The 14,391-nt window shown below is 53.7% G+C and carries 13 protein-coding genes; 12 read left to right on the top strand and 1 reads right to left on the bottom strand.

The annotated features are described in order from the left end of the window. The 12 genes from ACMV5I_RS18200 (at position 1) to ACMV5I_RS18145 (ending at position 12,860) form a co-directional block, all read left to right on the top strand. The gene (locus ACMV5I_RS18200; RefSeq protein ID WP_414824994.1) at positions 1-1,221 is read left to right on the top strand and encodes a class I SAM-dependent methyltransferase; all 1,221 of its coding nucleotides are present in this window, start codon (positions 1-3) and stop codon (positions 1,219-1,221) included. Then, on the top strand, positions 1,218-1,703 hold the full coding sequence (locus ACMV5I_RS18195; protein WP_121607959.1) for a DUF2878 domain-containing protein: 486 nt from the start codon (positions 1,218-1,220) through the stop codon (positions 1,701-1,703). Before ACMV5I_RS18200 ends, ACMV5I_RS18195 begins: the two co-directional genes overlap by 4 nt. Positions 1,704-1,717: 14 nt before the next feature. After that, entirely contained in the window at positions 1,718-2,227 is a 510-nt protein-coding gene (locus tag ACMV5I_RS18190) for a hypothetical protein (RefSeq protein ID WP_414825002.1), read from the top strand. Then, the gene (locus tag ACMV5I_RS18185; protein ID WP_024483753.1) at positions 2,224-2,754 is read left to right on the top strand and encodes a DUF3833 domain-containing protein; all 531 of its coding nucleotides are present in this window, start codon (positions 2,224-2,226) and stop codon (positions 2,752-2,754) included. The genes ACMV5I_RS18190 and ACMV5I_RS18185 overlap by 4 nt, the downstream gene beginning before the upstream one ends. A 12-nt stretch (positions 2,755-2,766) precedes the next feature. Then, a complete protein-coding gene (locus tag ACMV5I_RS18180; RefSeq protein ID WP_414824993.1) occupies positions 2,767-3,726 on the top strand; it encodes a YbgA family protein in 960 nt (319 codons plus the stop codon). Between the two features lie 424 nt (positions 3,727-4,150). After that, complete coding sequence (locus ACMV5I_RS18175; RefSeq protein ID WP_414824992.1) at positions 4,151-5,692, top strand: class I adenylate-forming enzyme family protein; 1,542 nt, start codon at positions 4,151-4,153, stop codon at positions 5,690-5,692. A 140-nt stretch (positions 5,693-5,832) separates the two neighbouring features. Continuing rightward, a complete protein-coding gene (locus ACMV5I_RS18170; protein ID WP_024527954.1) occupies positions 5,833-7,188 on the top strand; it encodes an MFS transporter in 1,356 nt (451 codons plus the stop codon). 51 nt (positions 7,189-7,239) lie between these two features. Continuing rightward, positions 7,240-8,817, top strand: a complete 1,578-nt coding sequence (locus tag ACMV5I_RS18165) for an acyl CoA:acetate/3-ketoacid CoA transferase (protein WP_414824991.1) — start codon at positions 7,240-7,242, stop codon at positions 8,815-8,817. A 65-nt stretch (positions 8,818-8,882) separates the two neighbouring features. Next, positions 8,883-9,620 (top strand): 3-oxoacyl-ACP reductase FabG, encoded by a 738-nt coding sequence (gene fabG / locus ACMV5I_RS18160; protein WP_115159778.1) that lies wholly within the window; start codon positions 8,883-8,885, stop codon positions 9,618-9,620. A 10-nt stretch (positions 9,621-9,630) separates the two neighbouring features. Beyond that, the gene (locus tag ACMV5I_RS18155) at positions 9,631-10,815 is read left to right on the top strand and encodes a thiolase family protein (protein ID WP_414824990.1); all 1,185 of its coding nucleotides are present in this window, start codon (positions 9,631-9,633) and stop codon (positions 10,813-10,815) included. 218 nt (positions 10,816-11,033) lie between these two features. Then, entirely contained in the window at positions 11,034-12,194 is a 1,161-nt protein-coding gene (locus ACMV5I_RS18150) for a CdaR family transcriptional regulator (protein WP_414824989.1), read from the top strand. Between the two features lie 207 nt (positions 12,195-12,401). Continuing rightward, on the top strand, positions 12,402-12,860 hold the full coding sequence (locus ACMV5I_RS18145; protein WP_414824988.1) for a GNAT family N-acetyltransferase: 459 nt from the start codon (positions 12,402-12,404) through the stop codon (positions 12,858-12,860). 84 nt (positions 12,861-12,944) lie between these two features. Here ACMV5I_RS18145 and tldD read toward each other — a convergent pair whose 3' ends face one another. Beyond that, a complete protein-coding gene (gene tldD / locus ACMV5I_RS18140; RefSeq protein WP_021807011.1) occupies positions 12,945-14,390 on the bottom strand; it encodes a metalloprotease TldD in 1,446 nt (481 codons plus the stop codon). Position 14,391: the final 1 nt, after the last annotated feature.

Genomic DNA, 14,391 nt, shown 5'->3' with positions numbered 1-14,391 from the left:
ATGACCGATCCTGCCTTTGCGCTTGAATCCGATATCCCTCGTAACGCCCGTATCGCACGCTGGCTACTCTTTCGTTTGCTGAGCGGTATCCGCGAGGGCTCGCTCACCGTGCGTGAAGGACAGCAGACCCTCCATTTTGGCGATGAGTCTTCCGCGCTGCGTGCTGAAGTGCAGATCCTCGCGCCGGGTGTTTACTGGCGTCTGCTCACCGGCGGCAGCCTCGCCGCGGCCGAATCCTGGATGGAGGGTGAGTGGGAGACGCATCAGTTAACCCCGCTTTTGCAGATCCTGGCCCTCAACGGCAAGGTGCTGGGAAGGCTGGAAAGTGGCTTTCGCCTGCTGAGCAATCCCATGGAGCGGCTTCGCCACTGGACGCGGCGTAATTACCGCAAACAGGCGCGGGAAAACATCTCCGCCCATTACGATCTGGGTAACGAATTCTATGCGCACTTTCTCGATGAAGATCTGCTCTACTCCAGCGCGCTGTTCACCGCCGACGACCAGGCTCTCTCCCAAGCCCAGCAGGCAAAAATGGAACGCCTGTGCGAACAACTGGCGCTGACCGCAGGCGATCACCTGCTGGAAATCGGCACTGGCTGGGGGGCAATGGCGGAATACGCCGCCCGTCACTACGGCTGCCGCGTCACTACCACGACGCTGTCGCGGGAGCAGTACGTCTGGGCTACAGAGCGGATTGCCCGCGCGGGATTACAGGACAGAGTTCAGGTTCTGCTGTGCGACTACCGCGACCTGACCGGACAATTCGACAAACTGGTATCGGTTGAGATGATTGAAGCCGTGGGTAAACGCTACCTGCCGGATTTCTTCCGCACCTGTCAGGCGCGCCTGCGCCCGGGTGGCAAAATGGCGATTCAGGCCATCACCATTCAGGATCAGCGCTACCGCGACTACAGCAAAAGCGTCGATTTTATCCAGCGTTACATCTTCCCCGGCGGGTTCCTACCGAGCATCACGGCAATGAGTGAACTGATGACGCGTCACACCGATTTTGTCGTCCGTAATCTGTTCGATATGGGGCCAGACTATGCCCGCACGCTGACGCACTGGCGGCAACGTTTTCTGCACGCCTGGCAGGACATTGAAAAGCTCGGTTTCGATGAAAGGTTCCGCCGTATGTGGCTGTACTACTTTGGCTACTGCGAAGCCGGTTTTAACGCACGCACCATCAGCGTGGTGCAACTGACCGCAGAGCGCGTATGAACCGCTCTGTGCAGGTCGTGCTGATGGCTCTCGCGTTCGATCTCTACTGGACTCTGGTAGTGCTGTTTCGCGAGCGAGGACTGTTTCTGTGGCTCGCCCTGGCGATCCTGGCCTGTCTGATGCTATCGCCTGCACACCGTGTTTACGCCCTGCTGCTGGCCGCGGCGGGCTGCAGTCTGGATGCTCTCTGGGTGCTGACGGGGCTGATCGGCTTTAACAGTGACGCGCTGTTGCCCGTGTGGATGATGGCGCTGTGGCTGATGTTCGCTACCGTCTGGACCCACTTGACCCTCACGACCACGCTGCCGCGGTGGATGTTGGCTTTGCTGGCAACCGCTGGCGGTCCCGTAGCGTATGTGATTGGCGAACGTCTGGGTGCCATGACTTTCCGGGAGCCGACCTTTATCGTCGTCAGTTGGATGGCACTGGGTTGGCTGGTTCTGATGCTGTTGTTCCATATTCTGACGGGGAGGCGACATTGAGAGCCTCTTTACTGATGTTGCTGTGGTTGGCGGCCATCTCGCCCGTCGCCCATGCCGCCGACTGGTTAAACTGGCGCAAAGTGGGTGATGCCAGCCTGACATGGGGGCCGTTTACCGTTTATACCTCCCAACTGAGCACGCCGGATGGTCGGTATCACGGGCCGGAGCAGGATCAGGCGCTGATTATTACCTACAAACGCGACATCGATCGCGACCAACTGGTCGAAGCCACCCGTGACCAGTGGCAGGCGCAGGGTATCCTGGAGCGCGAACCACAGAGCGAAGCCTGGCTGCGCATGCTCCAGTCACTCTGGCCGGACGTCACGCCGGGCTCGCAGCTCACCTTTGTTCTCAAGGGTAAGCAGGGGCAGTTCTGGTATCGCGCCTCGGCGGCAGAAAAAAGCTTTACCCCGCTCGGCCCCAGCCAGTCTGCAGCCTTCAGTACAAACTTTCTGGCCATCTGGCTCGATCCACGCACGCAATATCCCGAACTACGTCAGCAGTTGATCGGAGGTGAGAAATGAAACGCATTCTGACACTTGGCCTGGCATTGATGATGCTTCTGGTGGGTTGTAGCACAGACATCAGCGACTACCGGCATCAACAACCGCCGCTCGATATCTTCCACTACTTCCAGGGGAAAACCGAGGCATGGGGCATGGTACAGGACCGCAGCGGAAAACAGCTGCGCCGCTTCCACGTGGAAATCACTGGCAACGTCATCGGCGACACGCTGACGCTAAATGAACACTTTGTCTATGACGATGGCGAGAAGCAGCAACGGGTGTGGCATATCCGGCGCGTCGGTACCAATCGCTACGAGGGCACCGCAGGCGATATTGAAGGTGTGGCCAGTGGCGTGGCGGAAGGCAACGCCTTTAACTGGCGTTACAGCATGAACGTGAAAGCCAATGGCAGTACCTGGCTGCTTCACTTTGATGACTGGATGTACCTGCAGGATGACACGCATCTTTTTAATAAAACAGAGATGAAGAAATTCGGCATCACTGTCGGTCAGGTGACGCTTTTCTTCACCCGAAAAGAACAGTAAGAGGATCGCGACATGAATAAGCAACCCGTCATTGGGATCAGCGGATGTTTAACCGGCTCGACCGTACGGTTTGACGGCGGACATAAACGCATGAGCTTTGTCATGGACGGGCTGGCGCAGTGGGTGACCTTCAAACCCATCTGCCCGGAGATGGCCATCGGCCTGCCCTCTCCCCGTCCGGCACTGCGCCTGGTTCAGACCACCGAAGGGGATTTCCGGCTGCACTTCAGCCAAGCACCACACGACGATATGACGGAGAAAATGGCCGAATTCACGGATTCCTATCTCTCACGTCTGGACGAACTGTCGGGCTTTATCGTCTGCGCCAAATCGCCGAGCTGCGGTATGGAACGCGTACGGTTGTACGATGAAAAAGGCAATCGCGGGCGTAAAGAGGGCGTGGGCGTCTTTACCAGGGCGCTGCTGGAGAAATACCCGTGGTTACCGGTCGAAGAAGATGGCCGCCTGCACGACCCGGTGCTACGGGAAAACTTTGTCGAGCGCATCTTCGCCCTGCACGAGTTGAACACCCTGAAGGCCAACGGCCTGACCCGCCATGCGCTGCTGGACTTCCACAGCCGGTACAAACTCCAGCTACTGGCGCACCACCAATCAGGCTACCGAGAAATTGGACCGTTTGTCGCCTCGTTGCACGAGTGGGAAGACCTGGATGCATTCTTCGTGGCTTATCGCGAAAAGCTGATGACGATATTGAGAAAGCCCGCCTCGCGCAAGAACCACACCAACGTGCTGATGCACATTCAGGGGTATTTTCGTAACCAGCTGAACCCGCGTCAGCGCGGCGAGCTGAATAACGTGATCCTCCACTATCGCGAGGGGCTGCTGCCAATACTCGCGCCGTTGACGCTGCTGAAGCATTACCTGGGCGAATACCCAGATACCTATCTGCTGACACAAAAATACTTTGACCCCTATCCGCATAATTTGGCTTTGCGGCTGGCGGTTAATTAAGTACGTATGATTTGTGGCCGAACTGCTCGAGTTTTTCGGCCATAGATATGAGTAGGCTCAGGGGGGCTCTTCTCCGCCAGTGCAGGATCCTTGTGCGGTTACCTATGTGATCAATCCCAACGTGATGACGGTGCGTAGGTACCAATGGGGGTTGGCCCGAGCGTCATCCGCTCCCCCTGTTTTTATGCATCTGCATAAAAGCAAAACCCGTAACTCACCTTTTTCATCATAATTTTTATCATTTTCGATAACATTTGCTAACCAGCACGTCATAACATCTATTTTTTTGCCCTCCCCGGGTTGGCATTTTATACAAAGCGTCAGCCCTGTTTGCCGGAGAAAGATGTGAAATTTTGCGCATTCTTGCACCGTTGCCTTTCCCTATACTCACCACCATCAGTAAATGTCGGTGAAGGGGCAACCTATGCAGCAGGCAAAAATCACACACCTCTATCAGAGTTTACAGCAGAGCGTAAACCGCCGGGCTGAGCATACCGCCCTGTTCTTTGAAGGCCACAAATACAGTTATAATCAGTTAAATCATAACGTTAATTTATCTTCCGCCTGCCTGAAAGAAAGTTTTAACCTCGTCAAAGGCGATGTGATCGTCTTGGCCCTAGGTAACCGGCCTGAATTCTGCTCGCTGTTTTATGCGGCAATGGCGCTAGGGATTATCGTGGTGCCGTTAAGCACCAAGTTAAAATCGCAAGACAGCCATATCATCCTGTCCAGTGTTAATGCCAAGGCGGTTTTTTACGATCCCAACAGTCAGCCGTGGATGGCGACGCTGGACCCCGTGAAACAAAGCCATGTGGTGTCGCTGGCCGATTGGCAACTGATGCTCAGTAATGCAGATGACCAAAAGGTGATCCACCCCGTAGAGCCTGCCGCCATCGTAGCGGATGACATTGCCGCGATTATTTATACTTCCGGCACCACTGGCTCCCCGAAAGGAGCAGCGCTCACTCACGGTAACTTTATTGCGGCTGTCACGGCTTACCAACAGGCTCTTAAGTTAACCGAACAAGACAGCGCCATCCTGCCGATCCCCATCTGCCACATTACCGGCCTGTCGGCTCTGCTCTGCCTGTTTATTCACCTTGGCGGCACGTTGCATTTGCAGCAAAGATTCAATGCAGAAGAGATTTTGAAAACCGTCAGCAGCCATAACATTACCTTCCTGCATGGCTCGCCAACGGTGTTTATCCTACTGTTGCAAGAAGCGGAAAAGTATCCACAGGTGGGCAACTACGCCAGCTTGCGGATGATCGCTTGCGGTGCCGGGCATTTGAACGTGGGCATTATCGAAAGGCTCGCGCAGTTGTTCCCAGCCACGGAAATCAGGCCGATCTATGGGCTGACAGAAACCTCTTCACCGGCCAGCATTTTCCCGGTCGATGTGCGCAGCAGCGATAAGATAGGCAGTTCTGGCTTACCCATTCCCGGCCTGAGTTGCCAAATTCGCGACGATAATCACCAGGTGCTTGCTGCCGGTGAGATTGGTCATCTATGGCTGAAAGGGCCAGTGGTCATGAGCCAGTACTGGAAGAACCCGGCGGCCAATCAGCAGTTCTTTCACGACGGCTGGTTCTACACCGGCGATATAGCCTGCCTCGATCAGGATAACTACCTGTATATCAAAGATCGCAGCAAGGACATGATCAACCGCGGCGGTGAAAAAATATACTGCATTGAAGTGGAAAACCTGATCTCGAATTACCCTGGCGTCAAGGAAATTGCCATAGTTCCCAGCAGCAGCGAAATCTACGGAGAAGAAGCCGTCGCTTTTATTGTGGCGCACCGGAATAAACCCTTGGTGAGCGATAATATTACTCATTGGCTCTCCAATAAAATTGCCAAATTTAAAATACCCTCAAAGATCGTCTTTACAACAGAATTACCGAAAAATGCCAATGGCAAAATAGACAAATTAGCTTTACGACAAAAATTGACACCACCAATATAAAAACAAGCGCTATCCAATAAACGCGCCAACGTCAGGAAACGTGAAGCGCAATCATTAAAATAATAGAGCACCTGTACCTCTAATAATACAGAACAGCTCTACCCTGTTTAATCGCCTCATCATGAGGAGGAGTCCTTATCATGTCAAACCGGCCGTTAGATATTGCATCGAAAAGCCAGGCGGCAATAACGAATGCAAAAATATATAAACACCTGATGCCATTACTGATCATTGTTTATATCATCAGCTTTATCGACAGAACCAATATCGGCATTGCCCGAGCCTCGATGTCCATCGATCTTGGGCTTTCCGCTACCGCTTACGGGTTGGGAGCCGGTCTGTTCTTTCTGACCTATTCCACCATGGAGATCCCCAGCAACCTGATCATGGCGCGGGTCGGGGCCCGCTTCTGGATCACCCGCATCATGTTCACCTGGGGTGTGATTTCCGCCGGTATGGCCTTCGTCACCGGCCCCACCTCTTTCTATGTTATGCGCCTGTTGCTAGGGGCGGCAGAAGCGGGGTTGTACCCCGGTATCATTCTGTATCTTACCTACTGGTTTGGCCGTGAAGATCGCGCCAGAGCCGTCGGCATGTTCCTGCTCGGTGTCTGTATCGCCAATATTGTCGGGGCACCATTGGGCGGCGCATTGCTCATGCTGGATGGCCTGGGTGGACTGCACGGCTGGCAATGGATGTTTATCGTGGAAGGGCTCCCGGCGGTGCTGCTGGCGTTTTATGTGTATGCCGTACTCCCCAATAAACCACGCGATGCCAAATGGCTGACCCAAACCGACATTGAGTATATTGAAAACAAGCTGGCCGCGGAGCAACCGGTTGGGGTGGATAAGAACCAGAAGTTTTCCTTTAAAACGGCGTTTACCAATAAGACCTTCATGCTGATCGTGGCGATTTATTTCACCCATCAGATTTCCGTCTACAGCCTGACCTATTTCCTGCCAAGCATTATCAACAGCTACGGCAAAATGAGCACCCTGATGCTCGGCCTGCTAACCGCCATTCCGTGGATTGCAGCAGCCTTAGGTGGCTTCTTCCTGCCCAAATATGCCAATACCGCCTCCCGCTCACGCATCATGCTGGTGTCCGGCTTTATGTCGATGGCCGTCGGTTTCCTGATTGGCGTGCTGGGTGGCCCAGTATTAGGGCTGATCGGCTTCTGTATCGGTGCCTCGATGTTCTTCGTCGTGCAATCCATCATCTTTACCTATCCAGCCACGCTGATGAGCGGCCCTATGCTCGCTGGCGGGCTGGGATTACTGGCTTGCCTTGGCATCACCGGCGGGTTCTTCGGGCCATATGTGTTCGGTCTCCTGGAGGATAGAACGGGGTCACCTAGCGCAGGCCTGTGGTTTGCCATCGTGCTGCAAACCCTTGCCATTATCGGGGCTGCACGGGTGAAACAACCCGCAGGCAGCAAAGATAAACCGGCCAATCAATGCCCCCCGGCAGCAATGAATAGCGTGATTGAGAAATAAAGCCTAAACGCGGTGCCATGGCGCACCGCCGCACAGACGTAAGGTAGCAATATGAGAAATAAAGTCATTTCGGCTCAGCAGGCCGCAGAGTTAGTGAATAACGGCTCGACCCTGTGCACCATCGGCATGACATTGATCGGGGCCGCGGAGTCGATCTTGAAAGCTCTGGAAAAGCGCTTTACTGAAACGGGAGCTCCGCACGGGCTGACCTATATTCACTCTGCGGGGCAGTCAAATCGTGAGCGCGGCAATCAGCATTTTACTCCCCCAGGGATGGTAAAACGCATTATTGGTTCGCACTGGGGGCTGGCCCCCAAGTGGATGGAAAAGATTGCCGCCAACGAGGTCGAAGCCTTCTGTTTACCGCAGGGGCAGATTGTCCATCTGTACACGGCCATGGCGGCCGGTCAGGCCGGTTACCTGTCCAAAGTAGGGCTGGGTACCTTTATCGATCCCCGCCTGGAAGGCGGCAAAATGAATGCGTTGACCCGCTCCCTGCCAGATTTGGTGGAAGTGGTCAGCCTGCGCGAGGAGGAATATCTTTTCTATCCGGCACTCCCGCTGGATACGGTGATCATTCGTGGCACTACGGCGGATACCGCTGGCAACCTCACCTGTGAGGAAGAGGCCATGAAGCTGGAGATCCTGCAGGCGGTGCTGGCGGCCAAACGCTTTGGCGGCAAGGTGATAGCCCAGGTAAAAAATCTGGCGGAAAAAGGGAGCCTGCACCCGAAACAGATCGTGGTGCCGGGGAATTTTATTGATGCCATTGTGGTATGTGAAGACCCCGAGCAAGACCATCGTCAGACCTCCTCCTGGTTCTATGACCCGGCCTATTGCGGCAACCTGGTGACTCCTGCCAGCGAAGTGGAAACGCTGCCGCTGAACATCCGCAAGGTGATTGGCCGCCGCGCTTGTCAATTCCTATCCCCGGACTGTGTGATCAATCTGGGCACCGGTATTCCCAACGATGTTATTGGCACCATCATCCATGAAGAGGGGGTGAGCGAAGCGGTCACCATCACCGTTGAATCAGGTATCTACGGCGGCGTACAGGCCGGTGGCGTTGATTTTGGCATCGGTAAAAACCTGACCGCCATGATTAACCATCAGGAACAGATGCTCTATTACAACGGTGCGGGGGTGGATATTACCTATATGGGAGCGGGCGAGATGGACGCCAACGGGCATATCAACGCCACCCGTATGGGGGACCGCTGTACCGGGGCTGGAGGGTTTATCGATATTACCCAAAATGCACACCACGTGGTTTTTTGCTCCACCTTTACCGCCAAGGGGTTGGAGGTGGCATTCCAGCAAGGGCAATTAACTATCCTGCAGGAAGGCTCGGTTAAAAAACTGGTGCGGTCGATTAACCAGATTTCCTATAACGGCGAAATAGCCCGCCAGAAAAAACAAAAAATGCATTTGGTGACGGAACGAGCGGTGTTTGAACTGACGGCGCAGGGCCCGATGCTGATAGAAATCGCCCCTGGCGTCGATCTTGAACGGGACATCCTGCAACAAATGGAATTTATGCCACTTATTTCCCCCTCATTAAAACAGATGGATGCTGCACTATTTTGTGACGCCCCTTTTGGCCTGAAGGAAATGCTGGCCAGACAGTAAAAACATATTTGTTATCTCTGCGCTAATTCAGCGTGGTCAGGAATTAAAACGATAAGGAGTACCCTATGTGTTTAACGAATAAAGTGGCTATCGTCACCGGGGCCAGCCGTGGTCTTGGGCGAGGCATTGCCCAGGTATTGGCTGAGAAAGGGGCCGCGATAGTCATTTGTGATGTCGACCAGGAAGGTGGCAATAAAACTGCCGCCGAATTGGTGAGCGCGGGCCATAAAGCCATTTTCATCGCCTGTAATATTGCCAACCGCGAAGAGGTTAACCAGTTATTTATTGCGGCTGAGCAGCAGCTGGGGCCGATAGATATTCTGGTCAATAACGCCGGGATTAACCGTGATGCCATGTTACACAAGCTAACGGAAGAGAATTGGGATCTGGTGATGGATATCAACCTGAAAGGGACCTTCCACTGCATGCAGGAAGCCGCCGTACGCATGCGTGAACGTGCCAGCGGGCGGATCATCAATATCTCTTCGGCCAGCTGGTTAGGCAATGTTGGGCAAGCCAACTATGCCGCTTCAAAAGCCGGGGTGATCGGCCTGACCAAAACGGCCTGCCGGGAGCTGGCAAAAAAAGGGGTTACCGTGAACGCCATCTGCCCAGGGTTTATCGAAACCGATATGACTCGTGGGGTGCCGGAAAAAGTATGGGACATCATGATCGGCAAAATTCCCGCAGGTTTCGCTGGCGATCCGGTTGATGTCGGCCATTGTGTCGCCTTCCTGGCTTCCGACGAGGCACGCTATATCAATGGCGAAGTGATCAACGTCGGCGGCGGCATGGTGCTGTAAGGAGAATAGAATGAAAAATGCAAATGACATTGTCGTCGTCAGCGGCGTACGCACGGCGATCGGTACCATGGGCGGTAGCTTTAAAGATACGCACCAGCATGATTTGGGCGCAGCGGTGATCCGTGAGGCCGTGGCCCGTGCCGGGCTGCAACCCGCACAAATTGATGAGGTGGTGGTAGGTAACGTAGGGCAAATCGCGGAGAGTGGTTTTATCGCCCGTATTTGCCAGCTGCGCGCGGGGTTACCGAACGAAACGACGTCCTATTCGGTGAACCGCCAATGCGGTTCGGGTCTGCAAGCGATTGTCGATTGCATGTTGGAACTGCAAACCGGTAACGCCGAAATCGCCGTCGCCTGTGGGACAGAGAATATGACCCAACTGCCCCACTATATTCGCAAGGCTCGTTATGGTTATCGCCTTGGGCACGGAGAGCTGGAAGACGGCATCGTCTCTATCTTGACCTGGCCGGAAGGACCTTATCACAACGGTATGACCGCCGAGTTCGTCGCGGAGCGTTTTAACATCAGCCGTGAGGCGATGGACGAGTTTGCCTGGTGCAGTCAGCAAAAAGCCTTGGCAGCCATCAAGGAGGGGCATTTTACCTCGCAAATCCTGCCGCTGGAGGTTCGTGAAGGCAAGAGCAGCCGTCTGTTTGCCATCGATGAACACCCAAGGGATACGCCGAAAGAAAAGTATGCGCAGTTGAAACCGGCGTTTAAAAAAGACGGCACGGTCACAGCAGCAACGTCATCAGGTATCAATGATGGGGCCGCCGCGTTGGTTGTCACTACCCGAGCCAACGCTGAAAAACTGGGGCTACCCATCCGGATGGTGATCCGAGGCTGGGCAGTGGCAGGTTGTGAGGCAGAAATCATGGGCTTTGGCCCGGCTCCGGCAACTCGTAAACTGATGCAAAAGTTGAATATGTCGGTGCACGATATCGACCTTATTGAGCTTAATGAGGCCTTTGCCGCCCAATCATTGGCGGTGATGAACGATCTGGAGCTGGATCCGGCGAAAGTGAACGTCAACGGGGGAGCCATTGCGCTGGGGCATCCTGTTGGGGCCAGCGGTGCCATCATCGCTGTAAAACTGATGTATGAGATGGAGCGCCGTGGCGTCAATAGCGGTTTAGCCACCATGTGTATCGGTGGAGGGCAAGGGATCTCAATGCTGTTTGAGCGGGAAAGGTAGCCTCTTAAGTTAGCGCAATAGATATTTCCGGCCCTCAGCCAAAGAGAGGGTCGGATGGCAAACATCGGCTTACGCGTTGAGTTACCTGAATTGTATTAAGTTTAATAGGTAGATCTGTTGAAGGGGCAATAAGCTTACCGTGAAATTGGCAAGAAACATTCGATATTATATTTATCCTCCCTCACTACAATAGAGGTTTATATCATAAAGGTATGAGTATGCTAATCACCTTAGAGCTGGCTAATACCATTGTGAAACGAGCGATGAGTATTATCCATTATAATGTTAATGTTATTGACCATCAGGGCGTAATTATCGCTTCGGGCGAACCACATAGGATCGGTGAACGGCATGAAGTGGCATTTGAGGTGATAAAGAGCCGCCAGCGGATGACGATAGAAAATGCTCAGCAGGCGGCCAGGTACAGAAATGTGCAACCCGGTATCAATCATCCGATTATCGTGGATGATCAGGTCGTTATGGTGATAGGTATCAGTGGCAATCCTGCCGCGATTGCGCGTTATGCCGAGCTGGCGATTCTGGCGGCAGAGCTGTTGATCAAACAGTCTTTAGCTATCCGGGAAATGAACTGGCAATACCGCATCAGAGATCTGTTGCTAAAACAGTATCTTGAAGTGGGCGATACTGACAAAGGTAAGGAAATACTTCACCAGTTGGTACAGCAAGAGATCGACCTGTCACAACCCCTGTTGCCGGTATTGATCAATATTGAAACCGGCGGGCATTTATTGGGGCAAACCATCGATCACATCCTCAATAAACTCTCACATATTTTAAAATCCCAACGGGTAATATTGCTCAGCAATGATGAGATCCTGTTAATTATCACCGCGATCGAACAGACCGAAGCCACGGTTAAAGCTATGAACGCCTTTATGGAAACTCAGCTGAGCCATTACACTATTGGCATTGGGGTAGAGTCTGGCTCTGCCGGGATTTTCCGCCAATCGGTATTTATGATCAAAGAGATGATAGAACATGCTCGGGAGTCGTTACCACAACCGCGGGTCATTAACGGCCAACAGTTTGCCTTCAGCGGGTTGTTGAATGAAGCCAGAAGCAGCTCATTTACCCTTTATTTCAAACAGAGAATCGATAAATTACTGATGCTGAGCACGGGTCAAATACTGCTCAACACGTTAAGTACCTATATCGCACACAATGCCGAACTGGCAAACGCTGCGAGGGAACTTGGGGTACATCGCAACACGCTCACCTACCGGCTTAACCAGATAAAAGAAGCGACGTCGTTGGATCCATTTAATTTCAAGGAACTTAGCCAACTGATGATTGCACTTTACTATCATCAGGGGACCCAGCTGTCTAATGCAGCGGCTGTCACCAACGATCCCCAATGATGTGTCTGGAGAGGTTGCTAGGATCCAGACTCACCCTCTTTGTCAGAAAACTTCATGATTCATCCAGCTAATCGCACAGTAAAATTCAGTATATTCATTAAGTTATGGAGTGATATTATGACTGAATGACTAGCTGTTATCATCATTCCGGCCGTCATCAGCCCAGGGCCGTAATTTCATGGTTAACAAACAAAGTAAGGGTTAAAGATGGAAATAAGCTGGCAGGCATTGAAGGGCAGCAGCCTCAGCGCGCAGCAGTTGCATGATATTCTGGCGCTGCGCATGGCGGTGTTTGTCGTAGAGCAGACGTGCCCGTTTCAGGATATTGATGGACAGGATCTGCTTAATAGCACCCTTCACGTTGCCGGATACAGCGACGCTAAGCTTGTCGCCTACGCGAGAGTGCTGCATGTGGATGATTCTCCGGATGCAGCCAAAATCACGCGAGTGATTGTTGATGATTCCGTCAGGGGTCAGAAGTTGGGTGTCAGGCTGATGGAAAAAACGATGTCCTTAATCCACGGTTACGAACCGGGCAAGGCGATAAAGCTCTCAGCACAGTCTCACCTGGTCAAATTCTATGAAGGATTCGGTTTCAAAACGGTATCCGGCGAATACCTTGAGGATGGCATACCCCATCAGGATATGGAGTATACAGACACGTAATCCAGGCTGGTCTTATCCGGTTTCACAAATTAGCTTTGGCCCCAACCCGTGAGGGTCAGGGCTTGATACATTAAACCGCGCTTATTACGCCGTGCCACCCACGGTGAGTGAATCCAGCTTCAGCGTAGGTTGGCCAACCCCTACAGGCAGGCTCTGCCCTTCTTTACCGCACACGCCTACGCCCTTATCCAGCGCCAGATCGTTGCCCACCATCGAAATCTGCTGCATCGCCTCAATACCTGAACCGATCAACGTGGCACCCTTCACCGGTTTGGTGACGCGGCCATTTTCGATCAGATAGGCTTCAGAGGTAGAGAAGACAAATTTCCCGGAGGTGATATCGACCTGACCACCGCCAAAGTTCGGCGCATACAGGCCATATTCTACGCTGGCGATAATATCTTCTGGCGTCGACTTGCCCGCCAGCATGTAGGTGTTGGTCATACGCGGCATTGGCAGGTGAGCATAAGACTCGCGGCGGCCGTTGCCGGTAGGCGCTACGCCCATCAGCCGTGCGTTGAGCTTATCTTGCATATAGCCTTTCAGGATGCCGTTCTCGATCAGCACGTTGTATTGGCCCGGCACGCCTTCGTCATCGATCGCCAGTGAACCACGGCGGCCTTGCAAGGTGCCATCATCCACCACGGTGCACAGCTCAGAAGCCACCAGTTGACCCATCTGGCCACTGAATACTGAAGTGCCACGGCGGTTGAAGTCACCTTCCAGCCCGTGACCGACAGCTTCATGCAACAACACTCCCGGCCAACCCGCGCCTAGTACCACAGGCATGGTGCCCGCAGGGGCAGCCACGGCAGAGAGGTTGACCAGCGCCATACGCACCGCTTCTTTGGCAAAAGCATCGGCACGTACTTCACCGTCCACCACTTCCAGGAAGTAGTCATAGCCAAAACGGCCACCGCCACCGCTGGCTCCGCGCTCACGCTTGCCGTCTTCTTCCACCAGCACGCTGACGGAGAAACGCACCAGTGGGCGAACGTCTGCCGCCAGAGTGCCGTCCGTTGCCGCAACCAGTATCTGCTCATACACGCCGGTGATGCTGGCCGTTACTTCCTGTACGCGCTTGTCTTCAGCACGCGCGACCTTATCTACCCGGTGCAACAGCGCGATCTTCTCTTCCCGCGGCAGGCTTTGCAGCGGATCGAGTAAAGGATACAGCGCCTGATAGCCGATCTCACCCAGCGTATGGACTTTGCCATTGCCGCTGTCACGCACAATGCTGCGAGCAGCCTGAGCACTTTGGTTCAGGGCGTTCAGGGTGATTTGGTCCGCATAGGCAAAGCCGGTCTTTTCACCGCTGACCGCGCGCACGCCAACGCCCTGGTCGATATTGTACGAGCCATCTTTAATGATGCCGTCCTCAATCACCCAGGCTTCGTGGTAGCTGGACTGAAAATAGAGGTCGGCGTAATCGAGGCGGCGTTCGGCCAGTTGACCCAATACGGAGAACAGGTCTTGATGACTCAGCTTATTCACAGCGAGTAACTGCTCACTGACAAACGACAGGCTCATA

Origin of the sequence: Serratia sp. T13T92 (assembly GCF_047530105.1) — a bacterium.
In the GTDB taxonomy this organism is placed as follows: domain Bacteria; phylum Pseudomonadota; class Gammaproteobacteria; order Enterobacterales; family Enterobacteriaceae; genus Chania; species Chania fonticola.
This window is presented reverse-complemented; position numbering and strand designations above follow the sequence as displayed.

Excerpts from the sequence above, each read along its gene's own strand:
- ACMV5I_RS18200 (WP_414824994.1), top strand. The coding sequence starts at position 1 with ATGACCGATCCTGCCTTTGCGCTTGAATCCGATATCCCTCGTAACGCC.
- ACMV5I_RS18195 (WP_121607959.1), top strand. The coding sequence starts at position 1,218 with ATGAACCGCTCTGTGCAGGTCGTGCTGATGGCTCTCGCGTTCGATCTC.
- ACMV5I_RS18190 (WP_414825002.1), top strand. The coding sequence starts at position 1,718 with ATGTTGCTGTGGTTGGCGGCCATCTCGCCCGTCGCCCATGCCGCCGAC.
- ACMV5I_RS18185 (WP_024483753.1), top strand. The coding sequence starts at position 2,224 with ATGAAACGCATTCTGACACTTGGCCTGGCATTGATGATGCTTCTGGTG.
- ACMV5I_RS18180 (WP_414824993.1), top strand. The coding sequence starts at position 2,767 with ATGAATAAGCAACCCGTCATTGGGATCAGCGGATGTTTAACCGGCTCG.
- ACMV5I_RS18175 (WP_414824992.1), top strand. The coding sequence starts at position 4,151 with ATGCAGCAGGCAAAAATCACACACCTCTATCAGAGTTTACAGCAGAGC.
- ACMV5I_RS18170 (WP_024527954.1), top strand. The coding sequence starts at position 5,833 with ATGTCAAACCGGCCGTTAGATATTGCATCGAAAAGCCAGGCGGCAATA.
- ACMV5I_RS18165 (WP_414824991.1), top strand. The coding sequence starts at position 7,240 with ATGAGAAATAAAGTCATTTCGGCTCAGCAGGCCGCAGAGTTAGTGAAT.
- fabG (WP_115159778.1), top strand. The coding sequence starts at position 8,883 with ATGTGTTTAACGAATAAAGTGGCTATCGTCACCGGGGCCAGCCGTGGT.
- ACMV5I_RS18155 (WP_414824990.1), top strand. The coding sequence starts at position 9,631 with ATGAAAAATGCAAATGACATTGTCGTCGTCAGCGGCGTACGCACGGCG.
- ACMV5I_RS18150 (WP_414824989.1), top strand. The coding sequence starts at position 11,034 with ATGCTAATCACCTTAGAGCTGGCTAATACCATTGTGAAACGAGCGATG.
- ACMV5I_RS18145 (WP_414824988.1), top strand. The coding sequence starts at position 12,402 with ATGGAAATAAGCTGGCAGGCATTGAAGGGCAGCAGCCTCAGCGCGCAG.
- tldD (WP_021807011.1), bottom strand. The coding sequence starts at position 14,390 with ATGAGCCTGTCGTTTGTCAGTGAGCAGTTACTCGCTGTGAATAAGCTG.